This is a genomic window from Humitalea rosea (assembly GCF_003253705.1).
Taxonomy (GTDB): domain Bacteria; phylum Pseudomonadota; class Alphaproteobacteria; order Acetobacterales; family Acetobacteraceae; genus Humitalea; species Humitalea rosea.
In genome coordinates this window covers 40061-65039 of the sequence record NZ_QKYU01000006.1, presented here as the reverse complement: position 1 = coordinate 65039, position 24979 = coordinate 40061, and the positions used below count along the sequence as shown (strand labels likewise).

Sequence of the window (24979 nt, the reverse complement as noted above, 5' to 3'; positions counted from 1 at the left end):
CCCTCCCCACAACTTGCGTGCGCGGCGGCGCTGCCCCACACCCCCGCGCATGGCCCTCCTCCCCCTCCCCGAATTGCGTGCCAGGCTGACGCGGCACGCCTGCCTGATCGGGATCGATCCTGGATCGGTGCGGATCGGCCTCGCGGTCAGCGATATCGGGCTGATGCTCGCCACCCCCGCCGGCACCATCCTGCGCGGCAAGCTGGCGGCCAATGCCAAGGAACTGGCGGCGCTGGTGAAAAAAACCGGGGCCGGAGGGCTGGTGGTCGGCCTGCCCTTGGAAATGGACGGCCGGTTCGGCCCCGCCGCCCAGGCCGCCAAGGATTGGGCGCGCGCCATCGCCGAGGCGGTCGGCCTGCCGGTCGCGACCTGGGATGAGCGCCTGTCCTCGGCCGCGGTGAACCGGATGCTGATCTCGGAGGGCGACCTGACCCGCGCCAAGCGCGCCCGCGCCGTCGATGGCGCCGCCGCCGCCTATATGTTGCAGTCGGCCTTGGATGCATCCCGGCCCGCCGCTACCCTGCCGCCGCCTGCTTCGGAGTCGTGATGCTCGCCTATCCTCATAAGCATCTGCTGGCGATCGAGGGGCTGGAACAGCCCTATATCGTGGACCTGCTGGATCTGGCCGAGTCCTATGTGCTGCTGAACCGCAGCGGGAAAACCCAGCGCGACCTGCTCAAGGGCCGCACCCTGATCAATCTGTTCTTCGAGGACAGCACCCGGACCCGGACCTCCTTCGAACTGGCCGGCAAGCGGCTGGGGGCGGATGTGATCAACATGGCGGTCTCGACCAGCAGCGTGAACAAGGGCGAGACCCTGCTGGACACCGCCAGCACGCTGAACGCCATGAACACCGACCTGCTGGTCATCCGCCACGCCCAGTCCGGCGCGCCCGCCCTGCTGGCGCAGAAGGTGTCGGCGGCCGTCATCAATGCCGGCGACGGCACCCATGAACACCCGACCCAGGCGCTGCTGGACGCGCTGACCATCCGCCGCCGGAAGGGCCGGATCGAGGGGCTGACCGTCGCCATCTGCGGCGATGTGCTGCACAGCCGGGTCGCGCGCAGCAACATCCATCTGCTGCTGGCGCTGAACGCCAAGGTCCGCATCATCGGCCCGCCCACGTTGATCCCGGCCGAGGCCGCCCGCCTGGGGGTCGAGGTGTTCCACGACATGCGCGCGGGGCTGGCCGGGGCGGATGTCGTGATGATGCTGCGCCTGCAGCGGGAACGCATGTCGGGCGGCCAGGTGCCCTCGGCGCGCGAATTCTTCCGCTTCTACGGGCTGGATGCGGCGAAACTGGCCCATGCCGCCCCGGATGCCATCGTCATGCACCCGGGCCCGATGAACCGTGGCGTGGAGATCGACAGCGCCATCGCCGACGATCCGATCCGCAGCGTGATCGGCGAGCAGGTGGAGATGGGCGTCGCCTGCCGCATGGCGGTGCTCGACGTGCTGGCCCGCCGCCTGCCCCGGAATCACTGATGACCGACCTCCTCATCACCGACGCCCGGCTGCTCGACCCTGCCACCGGGCTGGATGCGCGCGGCGACCTGCTGGTGCGCGACGGGCGGATCCTCGACCACGGCACCAACCTCGGCCGGCCGGAGGGGGTCACGGTGCTGGCCGCCCTCGGTGCCTGCCTCGCACCCGGGCTGGTGGACATGCGCGCGAGCCTGGGCGAGCCCGGCGCCGAGCATTGCGAGACCATCTCCAGCGCCGCCCAGGCGGCCGCGGCGGGGGGCATCACCACCCTTTGCGCGCTGCCCGAGCACCCGCTGCACGACCCCGCGCTGATCGAATTCATGATCCGCCGCGGCGAGGCGACCCGCAGCCTGACCATCCTGCCCTATGCCGCCGCCACCCGGGGGCCGCGCGAGATCGCCGAATACGGGCTGCTGCGGGAGGCCGGGGCCGTGGCCTTCTCCGACGGCACGCAGACCATCGCCGAGGCGCGGACCATGCGCCTGGCCCTCTCCTACGCCCGCGCCTTCGGCTGCTTCGTGGCCCAGCATCCGGAGGACCCTTCGCTGGCCGCCGGCGGGGCCGCAACCGAGGGCGAGCGTGCCTCCCGCATGGGCCTGCCCGGCATTCCGGCCGCCGCCGAGGCGATCCAGGTCGCCCGCGACATCGCTCTGGCCCGGCTGACCGGCGGGCATGTCCACTTCTCCAACATCTCGACCGCCGCCGCCCTGGGGCTCATCCGCGCCGCCAAGGATGCGGGACTGGCCGTCACCGCCGATACCGCCCCGCCCTATTTCGACCTGAACGAGACCGCGATCGGCGACTACCGCACCTATGCCAAGCTGACCCCGCCCCTGCGGGAGGACTCCGACCGGCTGGCCGTGGTGGCGGCGCTGGCGGATGGCACGCTGGATGCCATCGCCTCCGACCACACCCCGCGCGACCCGGATGACAAGCGCCTGCCCTTCGCCCAGGCCCAGGCCGGTGGCACCGGGCTCGCGACGCTGCTGGCCGTGACCCTGGCGCGGGTGCATGCGGGGGATCTGTCGCTGCTGGCGGCGGTGGGGCTGCTGACGGCGCGGCCGGCGGCGCTGCTGGGGATTGCCGCGGGCGGCCTTGCGCGCGGCGCCGCCGCCGATCTGGTGCTGTTCGATCCGGAGAGCGCCTGGCAGATCACCTCGGGGAAATTGTCGGGCAAGGCGCAGAACACGCCCTTCGACGGCCGCCCGGTGGAGGGCCGCGTGATCGCGACGTTCAAATCCGGGCGGAGGGTCTTCGGATGAACCCCGCCTTCCCGGCGATCGGCGCGGCGCTGATCGGCCTCGCCCTCGGTTCGATCCCTTTCGGGCTGCTGCTGACCCGGATGGCCGGCTTGGGCGATATCCGCAATATCGGCAGCGGCAATATCGGCGCGACCAATGTGCTGCGCACGGGCCGAAAAGGCATCGCCGCGGCAACCCTGCTGCTGGATGGGTTGAAGGGTGCGGTCGCGGTCTGGCTGGTGGTCTGGCTCTGGGGCCCGGTATTCGGCGGCGTGGCGGCGGTGGGGGCGGTGGTCGGGCATTGCCACCCGCCCTGGCTCGGCTTTCGCGGCGGCAAGGGGGTGGCGACGGCGCTCGGCACCTGGCTGGCGCTGGCCTGGCCAGTCTTTGCCATCGCCGCGACCGCCTGGCTGCTGGTGGCGCGGCTCACGCGCATCTCCTCCGCCGGCGCGCTGGGGGCCATGCTGGCCGGGACGGTGGCGGCGGCGGTGCTGGATGCCCAGGCGCTGGTGCTGCCGGTGGGGGCCATCGCGCTTTATGTCGCGGCGCGGCACCGGGAGAATATCGAGCGGCTGATGCTGGGCACCGAGCCGAAGATCGGCGAGGGGCACTGATTTCCGCCGCGCCTGAGTAGACAGGATCTGTTACGCCCCCGCATGGTAGCGGGGCCGCATGCCCCATACCAACCTCCCCCGCCTCCGCCTCGCCCGCAGCGAGGGCGTCGGGGCGCTGACTTGGCGCCGCCTGATGGGGCGCTTCGGGGGCGATGCCGCCGCAGCACTGGACGCCCTGCCCGGCCTTGCCGAAGCCGGGCGCCGTCTCGCCCCCGCCCCGGCCGGACCCGTGCTGCGGGAGATCGAGGCCCTGGCCGCGATGGGGGCCAGGCTGCTGTTCGTGGACGACCCGTCCTACCCCGCCCTGCTCGCCCGCCTGCCCAATGCGCCTGCCATGCTCGCCGTGCTCGGCGCCCGCGACCGGCTTGGCCCGCGGGCCGTGGCCCTGGTCGGCGCCCGTGCCGCCTCGACCGGCGGGCGCCGCATCGCCGAGGCGCTGGCCGAGGATCTGGCCAAGGCCGGCATTGTGGTCGTCTCCGGCCTCGCACGCGGGATCGATGCCGCGGCCCATACCGGCGCTCTGCGTGGGGCGGGGCGGACCGTCGCCGTGGTGCCTGGGGGACTCGACATCCCCTACCCGCGGGAAAATGCCTATCTCCAGGACCGGATCATCGCCGAAGGCGGCGCCGTGGTGGCCGAGGCCCCGCTCGGCATGGCCCCTCTCTCCCGCCATTTTCCCGCTCGCAACCGGATCGTCGCGGGGCTCAGCCTCGGCGTGGTGGTGGTGGAGGCGGCGCGGAACTCCGGCACGCTGATCACGGCGCGCATGGGGCTGGAGGCCGGTCGGGAGATTTTCGCCGTCCCGGGCAGCCCGCTCGACCCCCGCTCGGCGGGCGCCAATGATTTGATTCGACAGGGCGCGCATCTGACCGAGACGGCCGAGGATGTGCTCGATCTGCTGCCCGAGGCGCCGCACGACCTGCCGCTCGCCCCGGCCCGCCCCATGCCCATGGCACGGGTGTCGCCGGCCCCTTCGGCCCCTTTCGGGCAAGGGGCACAACTCCTTGAGCTTCTTGGCGTTGAAGCGATGCCGGTTGACGAGGTGCTGCGGCGCTGCCACCTCTCGGCCGCGGAAGCAAGGGCGGTCCTGCTTGATCTGGAGCTGGAAGGCCTGATCGAACACCTACCCGGCAACCGAATATCGCGCAAAAACCCAGGTTGACGCTGTGCCGGGGTGCCGCCGTAAGGATCAGACCGCTTCCATGACCTCTGTCCTCGTTGTCGAGAGCCCGGCCAAAGCCAAGACGATCGAAAAATACCTGGGGAGCGGATTCCGCGTCCTGGCCTCCTTCGGCCACGTCCGCGATCTGCCGTCCAAGGATGGCAGCGTCCGCCCGGACCAGGATTTCGCCATGGACTGGGAGGCGGATGAGCGCGGCGAGAAGCAGGTCAAGGCGATCGCCTTGGCGCTCAAGGGCGCCGACACACTGTATCTCGCAACCGATCCGGATCGCGAAGGCGAGGCGATTTCCTGGCACGTCAAGGACATGCTGGCCCGGAAGGGGGCGCTGAAGGGCCTCACGGTCCATCGCATCACCTTCAACGAGATCACCAAGCGCGCCGTCCAGCACGCCGTCGCCAACCCTCGCCAGCTCGATACCCCGCTGATCGACGCCTATCTGGCGCGCCGGGCGCTCGACTATCTGGTCGGCTTCACCCTCTCCCCCGTGCTCTGGCGCAAGCTGCCGGGAAGCCGCAGCGCCGGACGCGTGCAATCGGTCGCACTCCGCCTGATCTGCGAGCGCGAAGCCGAGATCGAAGTCTTCAAGCCCCGCGAATACTGGACGGTGGACGCGAAGTTCCTGACGCCGGCCGGCGCGCCCTTCTCGGCGCGGCTCACGCATCTGGATGGCAAGCGGCTCGACCAGTTCGACCTGAACGACGAGGCCAAGGCGCTTGCCGCCAAGGCGGTGGTCGAGGCCGGCGCCTTCTCGGTCGCCAATGTCGAGAAGAAGCGCACCCGGCGGAACCCGCCCGCCCCCTTCACCACCAGCACCATCCAGCAGGAAGCCAGCCGCAAGTTGGGGTTCGGCGCGCAGCGGACGATGCGGGTGGCCCAGGGCCTCTATGAAGGTGTGGCGATCGGCGGCGAGACCGTCGGCCTCATCACTTATATGCGAACCGATGGCGTGCAGATGGGCCGCGAGGCCATCCTCTCCATCCGCGACCATGTGAAGGGCGATTACGGCCCTGACTATCTGCCGGCCCAGCCGCGCGAATACACCGCCAAGGCCAAGAACGCCCAGGAAGCGCATGAGGCGATCCGCCCGACCGATGTCGAGCGCACCCCCGAAGCGGTCGCGCATTACCTGAACGACGACCAGCGGCGGCTCTATGAGCTGGTGTGGAAGCGCGCCGTCGCCTCGCAGATGGCCTCGGCCGAGATCGACCAGACCGCCGTCGAGATCACCGAGCCAGGCGGCAGCGCCGCGCTGCGCGCCACCGGCAGCGTCATCGCCTTCGACGGCTTCCTCAAGCTGTACCGCGAGGACACCGACGACAGCGACAGGCCAGCGGATGACGAGCACCGCACCCTGCCGCCGATGAACGCCAAGGATGCGCTCCGCCGCACCGGCGCTGCCGCCGACCAGCATTTCACCCAGCCGCCGCCGCGGTTTTCCGAGGCCTCGCTGGTCAAGAAGATGGAGGAGCTGGGCATCGGTCGCCCCTCCACCTACGCCTCCATCCTCCAGGTGCTGCAGGACCGCGAGTATGTGACGCTGGATGCCAAGCGCTTCGTGCCGCAGGACCGGGGCCGGCTGGTGACGGCCTTCCTCGTCTCCTTCTTCGAACGCTATGTGGACACCGGCTTCACGGCCGCGCTGGAGGAACAGCTCGACACCATCAGCGACGGCCGGGCCGATTGGCGCGCGGTGATGCGCGCCTTCTGGGAAGAGTTCTCGGCCGCGGTCGATCAGACCAAGGACCTCAAGATCAGCGACGTCATCGACGTGCTGGATGAGGAGCTGGGGCCCCATTTCTTCCCCGTGCGGGCCGATGGCACCGATCCCCGGGTCTGCCCCTCCTGCTCGGCCGGCAGGCTCGGGCTGCGGCTCGGGCGGACAGGCGCCTTCATCGGCTGCTCGAACTACCCCGAATGCCGCTACACCCGCCCGCTCGCGGTGCCGGGGGCGGAGGGCGAGGATCAGTCCGGCGGCTTCAAGGTCCTGGGCAGCGATCCGGTCTCGGGCCAGGAGGTGACGCTGCGGCGCGGGCCCTATGGGCTGTACGTACAGCTTGGCGAGGCCGGCACCGACGACAAGGGCAAGCCGGTCAAGCCGCGCCGCTCCAGCCTCAGCAAGGGCATGGACCCGGATACGCTGGATCTGGACCGCGCCTTGGCGCTGCTGTCGCTGCCCCGCATCATCGGGGTCGATCCCGAGACCAAGGAGGAGATCTCCGGCGGGATCGGGCGCTTCGGCCCCTATATCCGCGCCGGCAGCATCTTCCAGTCGTTGGAGGCGGGGGATGACATCCTGGCCCTCGGCATGAACCGCGCCATGGAATTGCTGGCCAAGGGGCGGGCCAAGATCCGTCCGCTCGGGCTGCATCCCAAGGATGGCGTCAGCGTCGACGTGCGGAAGGGCCGGTTCGGCCCCTATGCCCAGCATGGCAGCACCGTCGCCAACCTGCCGCGCGGGGTGGAGATGGAAAGCATCACCCTCGATGAGGCGGTGACCCTGCTGGCCGAGAAGGGCAAGGTCCTGGCGCCGAAGAAGGGCGCCAAGGGCAAGAAGGCCCCGGCGAAGAAGGCGGCACCCAAGGCCGCCGCCGCGCCGAAGCCCGCCAAGGCGGCGGCGGTGAAGGCCCCCGCCACCAAAAAGCCGGCAGCCAAGAAGCCTGCCGCGAAGAAGCCGGCGGCGAAAAAGCCCGCCGCGAAGAAGGCCACGGCACCCGACGGCAAGGTGGTCTGAGATGGCGCGCCGGCCCACACGTGCCGGACCTGCGGCGAAGGCGGGCGCGACCAAGCCGCGCGGCGCCAAGACCGCGATCAAGGCCTGGCGCCACCGTACCCCGGCACCTCCTGCCCCCCCCAGCGCCGAGAATCCGAGCGAGGCGCCGGAGGAGACCAGCCCGGCGCCGGTGCCGGACAAGGGCCCGCGCGGCAAGAAGCGCCGCCTCGGCGCGCTGGAAATCGCGGCCGACGAAGCCCCCGTCCCTCGCCCGACCCGGCGCGCCCGGCCGGCCACCGGCGAGGCGCCACTGCCGACCCGCGCCGAATTGCGCGCCTATCTCGCGAGCCGCACCGGCCGCGTGGACAAGAGCACCATTGCCCGCCATTTCGGCCTGAACGCCGACCAGCGCGGTGCGCTGCGCGACCTGATGGTGGGGCTGAAGGCCGAAGGCTCGGCCGTCCCCGCCGGCCGCCGCGGCATCGCCGCCCCGCCGCCGCCGCCCGCGCCGGTCCGCGCCAAGCCCCGCCGCGAGCCGGAGTCCGACGCGCCCCCGCACAAGCCCCGCACCGATGGCCGCCTGCCGGAAATGACCGTGGTCGAGGTCACCGGCAGCGATGCCGATGGCGAGACCATCGCCAAGCCGGTCGGCCATCCGCCCGGAACCCGCCCGCCGATCATCTTCATGAAACCCGAAGCCGCCGGGCAGCCGGCGCTTGGCCCGGGCGAGAAGGTGCTGGCGCGGCTGCGCTGGATCGGCGGCGACAAGTATGAAGGCCGCACCTTCAAGCGCATCGCCGCCGTCTCGCCCCGCCGGGTGCTCGGCGTGTTCGACGGCAAGCGCATCCAGCCGAGCGACCGCCGCCACAAGGCCGAATGGACCGTCCCGCCCGACCAGACCATGGGCGCGCAACGGGATGAGATCGTGCTGGCCGAGCCGCTGCCCTCCGCCCATCTCGGCCCACGCGCCGCGAAAATCGTGGAGCGGCTGGGGCCATCGGGCAGCGCGGGCTCGATCAGCCTGCTCTGCGTGCATATGCATGGCATCCCCGACACCTTCCCACCCGAGGCTGTGGCCGAGGCCGAGGCCGCGACCGGCACCCCGCTCGGCACCCGCGAGGATCTGCGCAACACACCGCTGATCACCATCGACGGCGAGGACGCCCGCGATTTCGACGATGCGGTCTTCGCCGAGCCGGATGGCAATGGCTGGCTGGTGATCGTCGCCATCGCCGATGTCGCGCATTACGTCCGCCCCGGCAGCGACCTGGACCGCGAGGCCTGGACCCGCGGCAACAGCGTCTATTTCCCCGATCGCGTCATCCCCATGCTGCCGGAGGCGCTGTCCAACGGCTGGTGCAGCCTGAAGCCCGAGGAGGAACGCGGCTGCCTCTTCGTAGAAATGCGGATCGGCCCGGATGGGGTGAAGCATGCCCATCGGTTTGGCCGCGGGCTGATGCGCAGCGCCGCCCGCCTCACCTATGACCAGGTGCAGGATGCCGAGGACGCGCTGGCGGATCTGCCCGGTGGCACCCGGGCGCATCTCTACGGCGCCTTCCGCGCGCTTCTGGCCGCGCGCCAGGCCCGCGGCACGCTGGAACTGGACCTGCCGGAACGGAAGGTGATCCTGGGGGAGGACGGCACGGTCGAGGCCGTCCTCCCCCGCCCCCGCCGCGACAGCCACAAGCTGATCGAGGAATTCATGGTGCTGGCCAATGTCTGCGCCGCCGAGGAGCTGGAGCGGCTGCACCAGCCCTGCGTCTACCGAATCCACGACCGGCCCTCCGATGTGAAGCTGGAGGGGCTGCGGCTGTTCCTCGGCACGCTGGGGCTGCGGCTGCCGCCCTCGAATGTGCTGCATCCGCGCGATTTCTCCGGTGTTCTCGAAAAAGTGCGCGACACGCCGGAGGAGCGGGTGGTGAACGAGGCGGTGCTGCGCGGCCAGTCCCAGGCCGCCTATGCGCCGGAAAATATCGGGCATTTCGGCCTGGCGCTCAGCCGCTATGCGCATTTCACCAGCCCGATCCGCCGCTATGCCGATCTTTGCGTGCACCGGGCGCTGATCGCGGGTCTTGGTCTCGGAAAAGACGGGCTGCCGCCCGAGGATGCGGCCCGGCTGCCCGATACCGCCGAGCACATTACCGCCACCGAGCGCCGCGCGGCCCTGGCCGAACGCGATGCCGTGGACCGCTACCTCGCGGCCTATATGTCAGAACGCATCGGCCAGACATTTGACGTGAGAATCAGCGGGGTGACGGGCTTCGGTCTCTTCGTCACCATCCAGGAGAATGGTGCGAGCGGACTCGTGCCCCTAGCGAGCTTGCCCGACGATCGATGGCTTCACGAAGATGCGGCACACCGCCTGAGCGGCGCACGGACGCGCCTGACCTTCACCCTGGGCGATGCGGCCGAGGCGGAGTTGGTCACGGCCGACGCCCGCACCGGCAGCCTGCAATTCCGCCTGCGCCAGGGCGACCCGACCGAAGGCCAGCGGCGCGGCGCGCCCAAAGGACGGTCGCGGCGGCGCTGAGGCTCCTCGTCCTGCTGGTCGTCCTGTGCGGCCCGGCGGCCGCGCAGGAGTTCCCGCGTGGCATGGTCCGCGAGGTCTGGACCGCGGCCCTGACCGTGATCCTCGAACGCCACGTGTCGGCGGCCGCCCCGGATGATCTGGCGCTGTGGTCGCTGCGCGGCCTGTCGGTGCTGGACCCGGTGCTGACCGCCAACCGCCAAGCCTCGCGCCAGGGCGAGCGGCTGCGCCTGCTGGCCGCCGGGCAGGTGATCGCCGACCTGCCCCTGCCACCCGCCGGCGCGACCCCCGAGACCCTGGCCGAGGCGCTGACCGCGATCCAGATGGTGGCTTGGAACGCCTCCTCCCCACTGCGCCGCGCCGGCAGCGACCGGATGCTGGCCAGCAGCTTCGACGAGTTGTTCAACCACCTCGACCCCTATAGCCGCTACTGGTCGGCCGAGGACGCCCGCGCGGCGCGGACGCGACGGGTCGGGCAATCCGGGCTCGGGCTGCGGCTGGCCGCCGGCCGTGCCGACCAGGTGGTGCTGAGCGTCATCACCCCCGGTGGCCCGGCCGCCGAGGCGGGGCTGCGGGAGGGGGACCGCGTCCTCGCGGTCGATGGCGTCGGGCTTTCAGCGCGGGACCTGGGCACCGCCGCCGCCTTGCTCGAAGGTCCGCCGGGCAGCGCCACCGTGCTGCGCATGCAGCGCGACAGCCGCCGCTGGGAGGTGAGCCTGATCCGCCGCCTGGTGCCGCCGGAAACGGTGCAGGCCGAGTTGCGCGAGGGGGTGCTGTGGCTGCGGGTCGCGGCCTTCTCCTCCTTCAGCGGCGCCGATGTCGCCTATGCCTTGCTGGATGCGTTTTCCGGCGACCGGCCACCGCATGGGGTGGTGCTGGACCTGCGCGGCAATCGCGGCGGGGTGCTGACCCAGGCGCTGGCGATGGCCGATGCCTTCCTCGACAACGGGGTGATCGTCCGCACCACCGGCCGCCACCCCGACTCGATCCGCGTCTGGCGCGGGGAGAAGCTGGATCTGGCCGAGGGCCGGCCCGTGGTGGTGCTGATCGATGGCCGCAGCGCCTCGGCGGCCGAGGTGGTCGCAGCGGCCCTCGGCGATCGCGGCCGGGCGGCGCTGGTCGGCAGCACCAGCATGGGCAAGGGGCTGATCCAGTTGCTGGTGCCGCTGCCGAACGGGGCGGAGCTGTCGCTGTCCTGGTCGCGCATCCTCGCCCCCTCCGGCTGGCCGTTGCAGGGGCTGGGGGTGATTCCGGCAGTCTGCACCTCGCTCGGCGAGGAGGCCCAGGCGGAGGAGCTGGCCCGGCTCTCCCAGGGCCAGCATCCGATGGGCCCGACCCTGGCGCGGCAGCGTGAGGCCCGCGATCCGGTGCTGGGCAGCGAGATCCTGGCGCTGCGCTCGGTCTGCCCGCCGGCGGAGGGGCGGCCGTCCGATCTTGTGGCGGCGCGGGCACTGCTGGCCGATCCCACCGCCTATCGCGCGGCTGTGGCCCGGTAACACCCATGCCTACCAGCATTTTGGAGGTTGACCCTGGCGCCGGCGACGCTAGGTTGCGCGCCTGAGGACGGCCGCGACATCCGCGGCCCGATGTTATTTCTGGCGCGCTCGGCGTGCCGCGACCACGAACCGGAAGCCGAACCATGGCCAAGTCGAACACGATCCTGATCAAGCTGGTGAGCACCGCCGATACCGGCTATTTCTACACGACCAAGAAGAACACCCGGAACATGACCGGCAAGATGGCGATGCGGAAGTACGATCCCGTCGCGCGCAAGCACGTCGAGTTCAAGGAAGCCAAGATCAAGTGATCTGAGCCGCCAAGGCAGGCCCATCCGGGGCGGGGAGCGCAGGCTCCTCGCCTTTTTTATGTTTGCTGGCCGGCCTCAGGTCGCGGCGGCGGCCCAGTCCTGGGGCAACGCGGTTTCGACCCGGTTGCGGCCATTCTCCTTGGCCCGGTAGAGCGCCGCATCGGCGGCGGCGATCAAGGCATCCGGCGTCGCCCCCGGGCCGGTGATGGCCACGCCGACGCTGATGGTGATCGGCAGGCTGATGCCCCCGGCATCCATCGGCGTCTGGGCGATCGCGGCACGCAGCCTTTCGCCGACCAAGGCGGAATCCTCCTCCGGCGGGCTGGCCAGAACCACCAGGAACTCCTCCCCGCCCCAGCGCGCGACCACATCCACGGCGCGAAGCTGGGCCGCCAGACGGCGCGCCACTTCCTGCAGCACGGTATCGCCGGCCGCGTGGCCATAGCCGTCGTTGACACGCTTGAAGCGATCCACGTCCATCAGCAGCACCCCGGCACCGCCGCTCCGCAGCAGGCCCTCCAGGTGCCGCTCGACATAGCGGCGGTTCCTGAGCCCGGTCAGGCTGTCGGTGACGGCCATTTCCAGCGAGCGGTCGAGGTCGGAACGCAGCCGCTCCTGGTAGCGCCGGCGCCGGATCTGGTTGCGCGCCCGCGCCCGCAGTTCGTTCGCATCGACCGGACGCAGCACATTGTCATTGGCGCCAAGGTCGAAGCCGCGCAGCACCGCCTGCTTCTGGCTGGGATCGGCCAGCAGCACCACCGGCAGGTCGCGCGTGCTCGCCTGCGCCCGCAGGCGCGAGGCGAGGCGCAGCGCCTCCGCCTCCCCGCCCAGGGACAGCGACAGGATGGCGAGGTCGAAGGTGCCCTCATGCAGCCGCGCCATGCCATCGGCGGGGTCGGAGGTGACCAGCACGTCCAGCCCATCGGCGGTCAGCACCCGCAGCAGCGCCTCGCCCTCGTTGCGGTCCTCGGTCAGGATCAGGGCGCGGGCGCCGGCGATGGATTCATTGGGGCCTTGCGGCTCGGCGAAGCCCAGGCCCCGCGCCGTCTCGGTCCGCAGCCGCCAGGCGTCAAGCACCTGCTTCATCCGCAGCAAGGCGCGCAGCCGGGCGAAGAGCGTCGCATCATCCACAGGCTTGGACAGGAAGTCGTCCGCGCCCGCCTCCAGCCCCCGCACCCGTTCGGCGGGGTCCACCAGCGCGGTGATCATGACCACCGGAATATGCGCCGTGGCCGGATTGGCCTTGAGCCGGCGACAGACCTCATAGCCGTCCATGCCGGGCATCATCACATCGAGCAGGATGACATCCGGGGACCAGGAACTGGCCAGGGCCAAGGCCTCGCCACCGGAAGGGGCGGTCGCGACCTCGTAGTATTCGGCGTTGAGCTTGGCTTCCAGCAGACGCAGATTCGCGTTGATGTCATCGACGACCAGAACGCGAGCAGTCATGCAGCCGTCTCCCGGAAAGGGGTCCGTATATCGGAACCGGAACGGTAGCCCAAGGGGGCAGCCCTTGCGTCACGGCGCGGATGGCGTAAGGACGGTCCTGAGTTAAGTTCTTGATATGTCATCGTTCTGTCACGGAGATGCGTATGAGCGGGATCACCATGGGGCCGGCGCCTTCGGCGAGCAACGTCACCAACGCGACGTTGTTTTTCCGTCGCTGGCTGAAAAACCCGCTGCAGATGGGGTCCATCATCCCGTCCAGCCCTGCCCTCTGCCGGCGCATCGCGCGGCATACGGTGCATGGCCCTGACCAGATGGTGGTGGAACTTGGCGCCGGCACCGGCGTCGTCTCGCGCGCGCTGCTGGCGGCCGGGGTGCCGCCGGAGCGGCTGATCGTCGTCGAGATCGTCCCGGAGATGGCCGAACACCTCAGAGCGGCCCTTCCGGGCGTCACCGTGCTCTGCGGCGATGCGTTCGACCTTGAGAATGTGCTCCCGCCCGAGGTGCATGGCCGCATCGGTACCGCGATCTGCGGCATCCCGCTGGTGCTGCTGCCGCTGGAGCAGCAGCGCCGCTTCGTCCAGGCGGTCGAGTCGGTGGCCCCGGGGCGTGGCTTCCTGCTCTATTCCTACTGTGTGACGTCGCCGCTGCCCAAGGACAGCCTGTCCCTGCTCGCCAAGCGCGAGGCCTGGACGCCGCTGAACTTTCCCCCCGCGAGCGTCTGGCGGTATCGCCCCACGGGCTGAGCAGCCCCGCGGGCCTGGGACCGAGGGTCGCGACATGCGTCTCAGCGGGCCGCGAACTGGGTCTGGCCGAAGAGGTTTTCCCGTTCGGACGGGCTGATGGTGCCGCGGCGCTGGTTCGCGGCCAGCACCTCCACCCCACGCTGCACCGCGGGCCGGGCGGCGATCGTATCGTGCCAGGCCTTCACGGCCGGGAAATCGGCCAGATCGACCCCACGCCGGTCCGGGTTCCGAATCCAGGGGAAGGTCGCGATATCGGCGATGGAGTATTCCTCACCCGCCAAATAGGGAACCTCCGACAGACGCTTTTCCAACACGCGATGCAGACGCTGGACCTCGTTGCGGTAGCGCTCGATGGCGTAGGGCAGCTTCTCCGGCGCATAGGCCGCGAAGTGGTTGTACTGGCCGAACATCGGCCCCACCCCGCCCATCTGGAACATCAGCCATTGCAGGCAGACCCACCGCGCGGCGGGATCGGCGGGGATCAGCCGGCCGGCCTTCTCGGCCAGATAGATCAGGATGGCGCCGGATTCGAACAGGGCCAGCGGCTTGCCGCCCGGCCCGTCCGGATCATGGATGGCGGGAATGCGGTGGTTCGGGGTCAGCGCCAGGAAATCCGGGCGGAATTGTTCCCCCGCACCGATGTTCACCGGCACCACGGTATAGGGGAGCCCCAGCTCCTCCAGGGTGATGTGAACCTTATGTCCGTTGGGGGTCGGCCAGGTCCAGACGTCGATCGGCATGGGGCTGCTCCTGCGGCAGAATTTGGTGCAGGTGGCACCAATCGGCGGCGTCCGCAACGCAGACGGTCCCATATCCTGCGATACCATATTTACTGAAAGTGAAATAGCGATCCGTATTCATTCGGCACACGCAAGACTGGCTCTGCACCGCCGTCGCCGGGTATGATACCCAAAGATAGAGTAACCGCCCTTCCTGCGATGGATGGGGCGGCGCGCCCGGCCGGACCGGGATCGGAGAGGTGGATGCTGCCCGAATATTTGTCCGACGCAACCGGCCTGATCGACGTCAAGAAGCTGATCCGGCACTTTGACGAGGCCGAGCACGCCCGCCGCGCCGACGGGTATTTCCAGGGCCGCCCGCTCGACAGCAAGGATCTGTTCAAGCCCTTCATGGCGATCGAGCTGGCGCCTGGCTTCCTGTTCCGCCTCCATGCGGTGCTGCAACTGATGCAGCCCTTTCCCAATGCCAAGGTGCTGGATTTCGGCAGCGGCGGCGGCTGGCTGTCGCGCGTCGTCGCCCGGCTCGGGATGAACGCGGCCTCCTGCGATATCGCGCAGTCGGCGCTGGATCTCGCCGATGCCTTCACACGCGAACGTGAACCGGATCTGGTGCCGCGCATCTCCTACCATTTGATCGAGGGCGCGCGGCTGCCGCTGCCCGATGCCTCGGTCGATCGCATCCTCTGTTTCGATGCGCTGCACCACGTCCCCGCCTATCGCCCCGTGCTGGCCGAGATGGCCCGGGTGCTGCGCCCCGCCGGCATCGCCGTCTTCGTCGAGCCGGATGAGACCCATTCCCGCAGCGAGGGCTCGCAGGCCGAGATGCGGAACTTCGGCGTGATCGAGAACGACGTGGATCTCGGCGAGATCTTCACCTTGGCCAAGGAGGTCGGCTTCGTGGACGGCACCGTGGCGATGCCGAGTTCGGTCGTGCCCACCCTGCCGGTCCCGGAGTTCCTGCGTGAGGTGGACCGTGCCCGGCGCGGCGAGACCCCCGGACCCGCCATGGTTGAGACGGTGTTCCGCGCGGTCGATCCCACCATCCGCAGCCTGCGGCTGTTCTCCTTGCATCGCGGTGGCGGGGCCGAGGACAGCAGCCACATCCCCCACCCCCAGGCGCCGGAAACCGGGCCGGGGAAGCTGCGGGTGCTCAATGTGGAGAAGACCCGCGCCGGCTTCACCGTGCGGCTCCGGGTGGAGAATTCCGGCCCCTATCGCTGGCTGCCCTCGGGCGGCAAGGCGGGGTCGGTCAATGTCGGCGTGCTGCGGCGCGATCCGGATGGCAGCCTCGACCGCAACGTGCGGCGGGTGCATTTGCCACATGGGATCTGGCAGCCCGGCGGGTGGACGGAGGTCAGCGTCGTCCTGCCCAACCTGCCGCCCGGCGCCGCCTATAGCTTCGACCTGGTGTCGGAGATGGTCTGCTGGTTCCTGCTCACGCCCGAGGGCACGCCCTGGATTTCGTGACTCAGGCGTTGCCCGCCAGATAGTCCATCGCCGCGCGCACGCCCTCGTCCTTGTGCGGGACGCCGGCAGCACGCAGCCCCATCTCCACGCCCGAGAGCGTGCCCATCAGGGCGAGATCGCTGAAATCGCCGAGATGGCCGATGCGGAACACCCGGTCCTTCAACTGCCCGAGGCCATTGCCCAGGCTCATGTTGAATTTCTGGAGGATCGTGGACCGCAGCCCGTCCGCACTCGTCCCCTCCGGCACGCGCACGGCGGTCAGCGCCGAGGAATAATGCCGCGGGTCCTCGCATTGCACCTCCAGCCCCCAGGCGCGGACGGCACGACGGGTCGCCTCGGCGTGGCGGTCGTGGCGGGCGAAGACATTGTCCAGCCCTTCCTCGTTCAGCATGTCGAGCGCGGTATCCAGCGCGTAGAGCATGTTGGTCGCGGGGGTATAGGGGAAGTAGCCCGTGGCATTGGCCGCCAGCATCGGCCGCCAGTCCCAGAAGGAACGCGCGCATCCGGCCGTCTCGGCCGCCGCGAGCGCCTTCTTGCTCACCGCGTTGAAGGAGAGGCCGGGGGGCAGCATCAAGCCCTTCTGGCTACCCGAGACGGTGACATCCACGCCCCAGGCATCGTGCTGGACGGCGATGGAGCCGAGCGAGGAGATCGTGTCCACCAGCAGGAGCGCCGGGTGCCCGGCGGCGTCGATGGCGCGGCGGACCTCATCGACACGGCTGGTGGCGCCGGTGCTGGTCTCGTTGTGGACGACGCAGACGGCCTTGAGGGTATGGCCGGTGTCGGCGCGCAGCCGCGCCTCGATCGCCGCCACATCGGCACCCCGGCGCCAGTCGGTGGCGATCAGCTCGGAGAGGATGCCGAGGCGGCCGGCCATCTCCTCCCAGAGGTGGGCGAACCAGCCGGTCTCGCACATCAGCACCCGGTCGCCGGGGGAAAGGGTGTTGACCAAAGCGGCTTCCCAGGCGCCGGTGCCGCTGGCGGGGAAGATGATGACGGGCTGGGTGGTGCCGAAGACGGGCTGGAGCTTGGCCAGGATGCGCGACCCCAAGATGCCGAAATCCGGGCCGCGATGGTCCATGGTCGGGTTGTCCAGCGCGCGCAGCACGCGGTCCGGCACATTGGTCGGCCCCGGGATCTGCAGGAAATGACGGCCGGCGCGGGGCTGGGACTGGAAATAGGCCATGGGTCGTCTCCGGGGGTATCGGGGCGGTTTCTAGGGCCACCGCCGCCGTGCGGCCAATGAGTTCGCCCGCTTGAACCCATGAGCATGACTGATGCGACAGGATCGCGCGAGGCGGCTAGCCTGCCCGTCATGAATGCCATCTCCCAGTCCCGCATCGCCGCCGGCGACCCACGCCTCGCCGCCCGCCTGAAGCGGGAGACGGATGCCGAGGTGCTGTTCGGCGCCGGCGACCGCGGCCGCTACAGCACCGATGCCAGCATCTACCAGATGGCGCCGGTGGGCGTGGTGGTGCCGCGCAGCATGGCCGATGTGACCGCGGCGATGCAGATCGCACGCGAGGAAGGCGTGCCGGTACTGCCGCGCGGCGGCGGCACCAGCCAATGCGGGCAGACGGTGAATGCCGCACTGGTGCTGGATTGCACCAAATATCTGCGCAACGTCCTGGCCGTGGAGGGCCAGAGCGTCACGGTGCAGCCCGGCATCACCCTCGGCGCGCTGAACGAGGCGCTGAAGCCCACGGGGCAATTCTTCCCGGTCGATCCCTCGACCTGGCAGCGCTGCACCATCGGTGGCATGGCCGCGAACAATTCCTGCGGCAGCAAGTCCATCCGCTACGGGCTGATGGCCGACAACGTGCGCGCGATCGACGCCATCCTGGCCGATGGCAGCATGGCGCGATTTTCCGAGGCGGGGCCCAAAAATGATCTGGTCGCCCGGCTGCATGCGCTGGGCGCGGCCGAGGCGGCGGAGATCGCTGCCCGCTTCCCGGACCAGCTTCGCCGGGTGGGCGGCTACAACCTGGATGCGCTGACGCCGCAGGGGCGCGCGGCGGGGCGGGGCAACCTCGCGCGGCTGCTGGTGGGCTCAGAGGGCACGCTGGCGTTTTCGGCGGCGCTGGAGCTGAAGCTCTGGCCGATCAAGCCGCGCAAGGTCCTGGGCATCTGCCAGTTCCCCACGTTCCGGCGCGCGATGGATGCGGCGCGGCATCTGGTGACGCTGGACCCGGAAGCGGTGGAGCTGGTCGATCGGACGATGATCGACCTCGGCCGTTCCATCCCGATCTATCGCGCGACCATCGACCGCATGGTGTTGGGCGAACCGGACAGCATTTTGATCGTCGAATTCCATGGCCACGAGGATGGGCCGCTGCTGCAGAAACTGGTGCTGCTGGATGAGATGATGGCCGACCTCGGCCTGCCCGGCGCCGTGGTGCGCGCGGTGGATGCGCCGTTCCAGGCCGCCATCGCCGAGGTGCGCGAGGCCGGGCTGAACATCATGATGAGCATGAAGGGCGACGGAAAACCGGTCTCCTTCATCGAGGATTGCGCGGTCGGGCTCGACGATCTTGCCGACTACACCGAGCGTTTGAACGATGTGTTCGAGAAACACGGCACCAAGGGCACCTGGTACGCGCATGCCTCGGTCGGCTGCCTGCATGTGCGGCCGGTGCTGAACATGAAGGACGGCGCCGATATCCGCACCATGCGCGCCATCGCCGAGGAGTGCTTCGCGCTGGTGCGCGAATACAAGGGCAGCCATAGCGGCGAGCATGGCGATGGCATCGTCCGCTCCGAGTTCCACGAGAGCATGTTCGGGCCGCGGATCGTGCGGGCCTTCGAGCAGGTCAAGGACGCCTTCGATCCCACCGGGCTGCTGAACCCGGGCAAGATCACCAAGGCTCCGCGCATGGATGACCGCAGCCTGTTCCGCTACGGCCCCGGTTACGCCGCCGATGAGGCCGTGAAGCCGGTGCTGGATTGGTCGGCCTACCCCGGCCCGCTCGGCGGGCTGCTGGGCGCGGTCGAGATGTGCAACAACAACGGCACCTGCCGGAAATTCGATGCCGGGACGATGTGCCCCTCCTACCGCGCCACGCGCGACGAGGCGCATCTGACCCGCGGCCGCGCCAATACGCTGCGCCTCGCGCTGACCGGGCAGTTGGGGCCGGAGGCGCTGGCCTCCGATGCGGTGGCCGAGGCGATGTCGCTTTGCGTGTCCTGCAAAGGCTGCAAGCGGGAATGCCCGACCGGCGTGGACATGGCCAAGATGAAGATCGAGGTCCTGGCCGCGCGTGCGAAAACTCATGGGGTGCCGCTGCGCGACCGGGTGGTGGCGAGCCTGCCGCGCTGGGCGCGCTTTGCGGCGGTGGCGCCGGTGTTGGCCAATATCCGCGAGTGGTTTCCGGGCGGGCGCTGGCTGGCGGAACGCGTGCTCGGCATCGCCACCGCGCGCCCCCTGCCCCGCTTCGTCGGCAATGCCTTCCGTGACGCCGAAGCCTCGGGCGATGCCCCGGGGGCGAAGGGCGACGTGCTGCTGCTCGCCGATACCTTCAACCGCTACTACGAACCCGAGAATTTGCGCGCCGCGCGGCGCGTGCTGCGCGCTGCGGGATATCGCGCGATCATCGCGCAGAGCACGAAGGGTGCGCGGCCGCTGTGCTGCGGACGCACCTACCTCGCGGCCGGCATGGTGGAGCAGGCGCGGGCCGAGGCGCGGCGCATGCTGGACGCCTTGGCGCTGCATCCTGATCTTCCGGTGCTCGGGCTGGAACCGTCCTGCCTGCTGACCCTGCGCGATGAGTTCGCCTCGCTGCTGCCGGGGCCGGAGACAGCGGCGCTGGCGGCGCGCGCCTTCCTGCTGTCCGAGTGGATCGCGGCGAAGCGGCCCGACATCGCCTATCGCGACACGCCGGTCACCGCGCATGTGCATGGCCACTGCCACCAAAAAGCCTTTGGCGCCTTCCCCGCGGCGCTGGCGGCCTTGCAGGTGATCCCGGGGCTGCGGGCAAAACCCATCACCTCCTCCTGCTGCGGCATGGCCGGGGCCTTCGGCTATGCGGCGGAGAAGCAGGAGGCCTCCCGCGCCATGGCCGGGCTGTCGCTGGTCCCGGCGGTGCGTGCCGCGGCGGCCGAGGACATCATCATCGCCGATGGCACCTCCTGCCGGCACCAGATCGCCGATCTCGCGGGGCGACCGGCGCTGCATTCGATACGCGTGATGGATGCGGCGCTGCGATGACGCCTGATGCCCTGCTCGATGTCTGGTTCGCCGATGGCCCCGATGGCTGGCGCCAGATCTGGTTCCGCCGAGACGATGCCTTCGATGCGGCGCTGCGGGAAAAATTCGGCGCGCTGCGCCCCGCCGGCCGATTGGGCGGAGACGCCGAAGGGCGCGCTGGCGCTGTGCCTGGCGCTCGACCAATTGCCGCGCAACCTGCATCGCGGCAGCCCCGCCGCCTTCGCCTCCGACGCCGAGGCACGCGCCGTGGCGCGACAGGCGGTGCTGGTCCGGCGCTTCGATCTCGCGCTGACGCCGATCGAACGCGCCTTCCTGTACCTGCCCTTCGAACACGCCGAGTTGATGGCGGACCAGGACCTCTCGGTCACGCTGTTCGAGGGCCTGCGCGACACGCCGCGCCATGCCGCCCCGGGCGGCGCCATCGACTATGCCTGGCGGCATCGCGCGGTTATCCGCCGGTTTGGCCGCTTTCCCCATCGCAATGCGGTGCTCGGACGCAGCAATACCGTTGCGGAACAAACCTACCTGGACACCCCTGGCTCCGGGTTCTGACAATAATGTTGCACCGCACAAAAACCCCACGGTAAACTCCGCCCCGGGAAGATTGCCAGCACGACGGCCTCAGGATGGAGGTCTAGGATGCTTTACAGCGCATTGTCGCGCCGAGGTTTGTTCGGGGCTGGACTTGCCCTCGCGACGCCCGCGCTCATTCGCCCCGCACGGGCGATGGAACCTGTCGATGTCGAGCTGGTGCTCGCTGTGGACGTCTCCCGCTCGGTGGATTCCGAGGAGCAGGAGATGCAGTTCCGCGGCTATGCCAGCGCCTTCCGTGATCCGCAGCTGATCAACGGGATCAGTCGCGGCGCCATCGGCGCCATCGGCATCACCCTCTTCACCTGGTCGGATTGGAACATCCAGAACACGCTCGTGCCCTGGATGCGGATCGGCGACATGGCGGAGGCCGAGCGCGTGGCGCAGGCCATCGATGCCGCCCCGCGCACGACCTGGCTCTACACCTCCATCAGCGGCGCCATGGCCTATGCCGGGCAGCAATTCGGCCAGGCCTTCGAAGGTACGCGGCAGGTGGTCGACATCTCCGGCGATGGGGTCAACAACTCCGGCCGACCGGTTGCCCAGGCGCGGCAGGACCTGCTGGACGCCGGGGTGATCGTGAACGGCCTCGCGGTGCTCGACCGCACGCCGCAGCCGCCCGCCGTCGCCGCCATCACGCCGCCGCTCGACGAGTATTACCGCGACGAGGTGATCGGCGGCCCCGGCTCCTTCCTGATGGTCGCCGAGGGCTTCGAATCCTTTGAGACCGCGGTGAAGCGGAAGATCGTGCGCGAGGTCGCCGCCGCCCCCGGGCCGCTGGTGGAACGCGCCTTCGCCTGAACGCCCCCGCCCCCGCCCCCGCCGCACATCGGCCGCAGGGCGGAGGCCTTGACCACGCTGCTCGCCCCCAGCCATGCCTTCCCCATCACCAGATCCAGGACCGCCTGATGCCCGATGCCCCCCTTGTCATCGTCCAGCCGGACGACGCGGTTTCCTTCTGGCAGCCGGTCCCGGCCAATGGCTTCGTGCGCTGCCTGCTCGCCTCCAAGGAGATCGGCGCCGAGACGCCCTTCTCGATGGGCACGCAGACCGTCGATCCGGATTGCTTCGTGCGTGAACACGTCCATCCCGACAATGAGGAGGTGATCTTCATCCTCGAGGGCCATGGCGAGGCGCTGCTGGATGGCAAGGACAAGCATCCGCTGAACAAGGGCACCTGTCTCTTCATCGGCAGGAACCGGCCGCATCGCTTCCAGGCCTCCGGCGATGGCCAGATGACCTTCATGTGGCTGATGATGCCTGGCGGGCTTGAGACCTTCTTCGCCCGCATCGGCCGGGCGCGGAAGCCCGGGGACCCGGCGCCCGCGCCCTTCCCCCGCCCCGCCGATGTGCTGCAGATCGAGGCCGAGACGGTCTTCGGCACGCTGCCGCCCAAGGCGTGATCCGCATCTCGGCACCTTCCTCGGCTATTTCACCACCGAGATCGGCGAACTGATCTCGACGACCGTGCCCGCCGCCGCGCGACGATGCTGGCCGATCCGGAATGGCAGGCCCATCTCGGCATGGTCGGCGATCTTCCGGATGTGCAGACCACGCGCATCCTGACGCCATCAGCCTTCTCGCCGATCCGATGAGTGCCCCGCTGTCGCGCGTCGCGCTGATCGGCGCCGGGACCATCGGCACCGCCTGGGCGGGCGCTCGAAAGCCTCGATAGTTTCACGCTGCGCGCGATTGCCTCTTATGTGCTGACCCCCGCTCGTCAACATCCTGAGGGTGCATCATGCAACAGCTTCAGAACGGAATCATATGGCCGGCAGCAAGGCTGCGCGCCGCGCCATGACCTGTGTCACAGCCGCGGGTTCCGGCCCGCCCGCCATCCAGTCCAGCAGTGCCACGGTATGCACGGCCGGCATTGCGCCATCGCCAAGCTGCGTCAGACAGCCGATGTTCCCCGCCGCGATCAGATCGGCGCCGGTGCGGTCCAGATTGGCCAGCTTGCGCGTCTTCAACTGGCCGGCGATCTCGGGCTGCATCAGATTGTAGGTGCCGGCGCTGCCGCAGCAGAGATGCGCCTCGGCCGGCTCGCGCACGGTGAAGCCGGCGCGGGTCAGCAAGGTCTTCGGCTCGGCGGTGACGCGCTGGCCGTGTTGCAGCGAACAGGCGGAGTGGTAGGCGATGCTCAGCCCAGGCGCCGGCCGCGTCGGCGCGTAATCCAGCCCGGCCAGCAGCTCCGAAATATCCTTGGCCAGCGCCGCCACCCTGGCCGCGCGGCCGCGCCAGGGCTCGGGCTCCTCGCGGAACATATGGCCGTAATCCTTGACCGTGGTGCCGCAGCCGGAGGCGTTGACGACGATCGCATCCAGCCCCTCCCCATCGATCTCGCGCCACCAGGCCCCGATATTCTGCCGTGCCGCCGCCATGGCGGCGTCGTGCTGGCCCATGTGATGGGTCAGCGCGCCGCAGCAGCCCGCACCGTTCGCGACCACGACCTCGACCCCCATGCGGGTCAGCAGCCGGATCGTCGCCTCGTTGATCGCCGGGTCCAGCACCTGCTGCGCGCAGCCGGCCAGCAGCGCCACCCGCGCCCGGCGCGTGCCGATGGCGCGATGCACCCCTGGCCGCTCGACCGGGGAGCGCGCCGGCACCGAAGCCGGCGCCAGCCGCAGCATCGCCCGCAGCCGCTGCGCGGTCATCGAGCGCCCGGGGATGAAGCGCGCCAGCGGCCGCGCCAGCCGCGCCCCCGCCAGGGCCAGCCGGAACCGCGCGGGATACGGCAGGATGGCGCCCAGCGTCCGGCGCAGCAGCCGCTCCGGCCAGGGGCGGATGTAGCTGTCCTCGATATAGGTCCGGGCATGATCGACCAGATGCATGTAGTTCACGCCCGAGGGGCAGGTCGTCATGCAGGACAGGCAGGACAGGCAGCGATCGACATGGGTGACCACTTCCTCGGTCGCCGGCTTGCCGCCCTCCAGCATCTCCTTGATCAGATAGATGCGCCCGCGGGGCGAATCCAGCTCATCGCCCAGCAGCACGAAGGTCGGACAGGTCGCGGTGCAGAAGCCGCAATGGACGCAGGTCCGCAGGATGGTGTTGCTGTCCCGGGTGTCGGGATCGCGTAGCTGCGCCTCGGTGAAACTGGTCTGCATCCTGCCCTCCCCAGGCTGCGAGACTACCTCACCCCGGGCGGAACACCATGGCGGCGCCGTTCATGCAGAACCGCTGCCCGGTCGGGCGCGGCCCATCGGGGAAGACATGGCCCAGATGCCCGCCGCAATCGGCGCAATGCACCTCGGTCCGGGTCATGAACAGCGAACGGTCGGTGGTGGTCGCCACGCCGCCCTCGATCGGGGCGAAGAAGGAGGGCCAGCCGGTGCCGCTCTCGAACTTCGTCTCCGCGTCGAACAACTCCTTGCCGCAGCCGGCGCAGGCGAAGGTGCCGGGGCGTTTTTCGGCGTTCAGCGTGCTGGTGCCGGGGCGCTCGGTGCCGTGCTTGCGCAGCACGCGATAGGCCTCGGGCGACAGCTCCGCCTGCCATTCGGCCTCACTCTTTTCCACGGGGTAGTCCGTGGCGTCCTGCTTCTTGCTGCCGAACAAGCTCATCGTCTCATGCCTCCATCAGATGGGCGTAGCCCTTGCGGGCCTTGGCGACCTTGGGCGCCACCACGGCCATGCAGTAGCCGGACCAGGGGTTGTGGACGAAGTAGTCCTGGTGCTCCGCCTCCGCCTCCCACACCTTCGGTGCGGGCAGCAATTCGGTAACGACCGGCGCGCCCCACAGGTCGGAGGCCGCGGCCATGGCGGCGCGGGCCTCGGCCTCATGCTTCATATCGTGCAGGAAGATGACGCTGCGGTATTGCGGCCCCACGTCATTGCCCTGGCGATCCTGGGTGGTCGGGTCGTGGATGGTGAAGAACACCTTCAGGATATCGGCGTAGGACACCTCGGCCGGGTCGAAATCGAGCTGAACGACCTCGGCGTGGCCGGTCCGCTTGCCGCAGACCTGCTCATAGCTCGGGTTGTCCTGGTGGCCACCGGCATAGGCGCAGAGGCTGGACCGTACCCCCTTCATCTTGCGGTACACGGCATCGAGGCACCAGAAACAGCCGCCGCCGAGGGTGGTGCGCTGCAATCCTGGCAGTAGCGGGCCGTCGGTCATGCTGTCCTCCTGTCTGGTCGCTTCATGTAGGGCGCCACCGGCCCGCCTGGCAGGGGGCGGCCGCAGTCCGGCCCAGTGTTACCGTCCGGTCACAATTTCTT

General features: G+C 69.7%; 21 protein-coding genes and 1 pseudogene. 16 read left to right on the top strand and 6 right to left on the bottom strand.

The annotated features are described in order from the left end of the window. Positions 1-49: 49 nt before the first annotated feature. The 9 genes from ruvX (at position 50) to rpmG (ending at position 11567) form a co-directional block, all read left to right on the top strand. Positions 50-547 carry a Holliday junction resolvase RuvX gene (ruvX, locus tag C8P66_RS06595; RefSeq protein ID WP_111397408.1) on the top strand — a complete coding sequence of 166 codons (498 nt, stop codon included), beginning with the start codon at positions 50-52 and terminating at the stop codon, positions 545-547. Next, entirely contained in the window at positions 547-1485 is a 939-nt protein-coding gene (locus C8P66_RS06590; RefSeq protein WP_111397407.1) for an aspartate carbamoyltransferase catalytic subunit, read from the top strand. The genes ruvX and C8P66_RS06590 overlap by 1 nt, the downstream gene beginning before the upstream one ends. Continuing rightward, positions 1485-2747 carry a dihydroorotase gene (locus tag C8P66_RS06585; RefSeq protein WP_111397406.1) on the top strand — a complete coding sequence of 421 codons (1263 nt, stop codon included), beginning with the start codon at positions 1485-1487 and terminating at the stop codon, positions 2745-2747. The genes C8P66_RS06590 and C8P66_RS06585 overlap by 1 nt, the downstream gene beginning before the upstream one ends. Further along, positions 2744-3340 (top strand): glycerol-3-phosphate 1-O-acyltransferase PlsY, encoded by a 597-nt coding sequence (gene plsY, locus C8P66_RS06580; RefSeq protein ID WP_111397405.1) that lies wholly within the window; start codon positions 2744-2746, stop codon positions 3338-3340. The genes C8P66_RS06585 and plsY overlap by 4 nt, the downstream gene beginning before the upstream one ends. Positions 3341-3398: 58 nt before the next feature. Next, entirely contained in the window at positions 3399-4502 is a 1104-nt protein-coding gene (dprA, locus tag C8P66_RS06575) for a DNA-processing protein DprA (protein ID WP_111397404.1), read from the top strand. Between the two features lie 40 nt (positions 4503-4542). Continuing rightward, positions 4543-7254: a type I DNA topoisomerase gene (gene topA, locus C8P66_RS06570; RefSeq protein ID WP_111397402.1), complete on the top strand. Its 2712-nt coding sequence runs from the start codon at positions 4543-4545 to the stop codon at positions 7252-7254. Between the two features lies 1 nt (position 7255). Continuing rightward, a complete protein-coding gene (locus C8P66_RS06565; RefSeq protein WP_111397401.1) occupies positions 7256-9763 on the top strand; it encodes a ribonuclease R family protein in 2508 nt (835 codons plus the stop codon). 62 nt (positions 9764-9825) lie between these two features. After that, entirely contained in the window at positions 9826-11256 is a 1431-nt protein-coding gene (locus C8P66_RS06560; RefSeq protein ID WP_111397399.1) for a S41 family peptidase, read from the top strand. A gap of 143 nt (positions 11257-11399) precedes the next feature. Beyond that, complete coding sequence (rpmG, locus tag C8P66_RS06555) at positions 11400-11567, top strand: 50S ribosomal protein L33 (protein ID WP_111397398.1); 168 nt, start codon at positions 11400-11402, stop codon at positions 11565-11567. A gap of 75 nt (positions 11568-11642) precedes the next feature. On the opposite strand, the gene C8P66_RS06550 is transcribed toward rpmG, so the two are convergent. Then, entirely contained in the window at positions 11643-13016 is a 1374-nt protein-coding gene (locus C8P66_RS06550; RefSeq protein ID WP_111397396.1) for a PleD family two-component system response regulator, read from the bottom strand. Positions 13017-13159: 143 nt separating this feature from the next. Here C8P66_RS06550 and C8P66_RS06545 point away from each other — a divergent pair, with 143 nt between their 5' ends. Further along, positions 13160-13759: a class I SAM-dependent methyltransferase gene (locus C8P66_RS06545; protein WP_245903274.1), complete on the top strand. Its 600-nt coding sequence runs from the start codon at positions 13160-13162 to the stop codon at positions 13757-13759. A 41-nt stretch (positions 13760-13800) separates the two neighbouring features. Here the strand turns inward: C8P66_RS06545 and C8P66_RS06540 are convergent, their stop codons facing one another. Next, positions 13801-14499 (bottom strand): glutathione S-transferase family protein, encoded by a 699-nt coding sequence (locus C8P66_RS06540; RefSeq protein ID WP_111397393.1) that lies wholly within the window; start codon positions 14497-14499, stop codon positions 13801-13803. A gap of 258 nt (positions 14500-14757) precedes the next feature. Here C8P66_RS06540 and C8P66_RS06535 point away from each other — a divergent pair, with 258 nt between their 5' ends. Continuing rightward, on the top strand, positions 14758-15966 hold the full coding sequence (locus C8P66_RS06535; protein WP_158537121.1) for a class I SAM-dependent methyltransferase: 1209 nt from the start codon (positions 14758-14760) through the stop codon (positions 15964-15966). 1 nt (position 15967) lies between these two features. On the opposite strand, the gene C8P66_RS06530 is transcribed toward C8P66_RS06535, so the two are convergent. Beyond that, positions 15968-17152, bottom strand: coding sequence for a pyridoxal-phosphate-dependent aminotransferase family protein (locus tag C8P66_RS06530; RefSeq protein WP_111397389.1), 1185 nt, complete (start codon positions 17150-17152; stop codon positions 15968-15970). Between the two features lie 84 nt (positions 17153-17236). On the opposite strand from C8P66_RS06530, the gene C8P66_RS06525 reads away from it, so the two are divergent. The 5 genes and pseudogenes from C8P66_RS06525 to C8P66_RS24070 all read left to right on the top strand — a co-directional run. Beyond that, positions 17237-20170: an FAD-binding and (Fe-S)-binding domain-containing protein gene (locus C8P66_RS06525; protein WP_245903272.1), complete on the top strand. Its 2934-nt coding sequence runs from the start codon at positions 17237-17239 to the stop codon at positions 20168-20170. A 42-nt stretch (positions 20171-20212) separates the two neighbouring features. After that, entirely contained in the window at positions 20213-20722 is a 510-nt protein-coding gene (locus C8P66_RS06520; RefSeq protein ID WP_245903270.1) for a DUF924 family protein, read from the top strand. A gap of 174 nt (positions 20723-20896) precedes the next feature. After that, entirely contained in the window at positions 20897-21562 is a 666-nt protein-coding gene (locus C8P66_RS06515) for a DUF1194 domain-containing protein (RefSeq protein WP_245903269.1), read from the top strand. 107 nt (positions 21563-21669) lie between these two features. Next, entirely contained in the window at positions 21670-22164 is a 495-nt protein-coding gene (locus tag C8P66_RS06510; protein ID WP_111397383.1) for a cupin domain-containing protein, read from the top strand. Between the two features lie 60 nt (positions 22165-22224). Further along, positions 22225-22356 (top strand): annotated as a pseudogene (locus C8P66_RS24070) (NIPSNAP family protein); the annotation flags it as partial. 168 nt (positions 22357-22524) lie between these two features. On the opposite strand, the gene glcF reads toward C8P66_RS24070, so the two are convergent. The 3 genes from glcF to msrA are packed head-to-tail and all read right to left on the bottom strand — an operon-like array spanning position 22525 to position 24878. Further along, positions 22525-23868, bottom strand: a complete 1344-nt coding sequence (gene glcF / locus C8P66_RS06500) for a glycolate oxidase subunit GlcF (protein ID WP_111397381.1) — start codon at positions 23866-23868, stop codon at positions 22525-22527. Positions 23869-23896: 28 nt separating this feature from the next. After that, positions 23897-24322: a peptide-methionine (R)-S-oxide reductase MsrB gene (gene msrB / locus C8P66_RS06495; RefSeq protein WP_111397380.1), complete on the bottom strand. Its 426-nt coding sequence runs from the start codon at positions 24320-24322 to the stop codon at positions 23897-23899. A gap of 4 nt (positions 24323-24326) precedes the next feature. Next, positions 24327-24878 (bottom strand): peptide-methionine (S)-S-oxide reductase MsrA, encoded by a 552-nt coding sequence (msrA, locus tag C8P66_RS06490; protein WP_245903267.1) that lies wholly within the window; start codon positions 24876-24878, stop codon positions 24327-24329. Positions 24879-24979 lie beyond the last annotated feature (101 nt).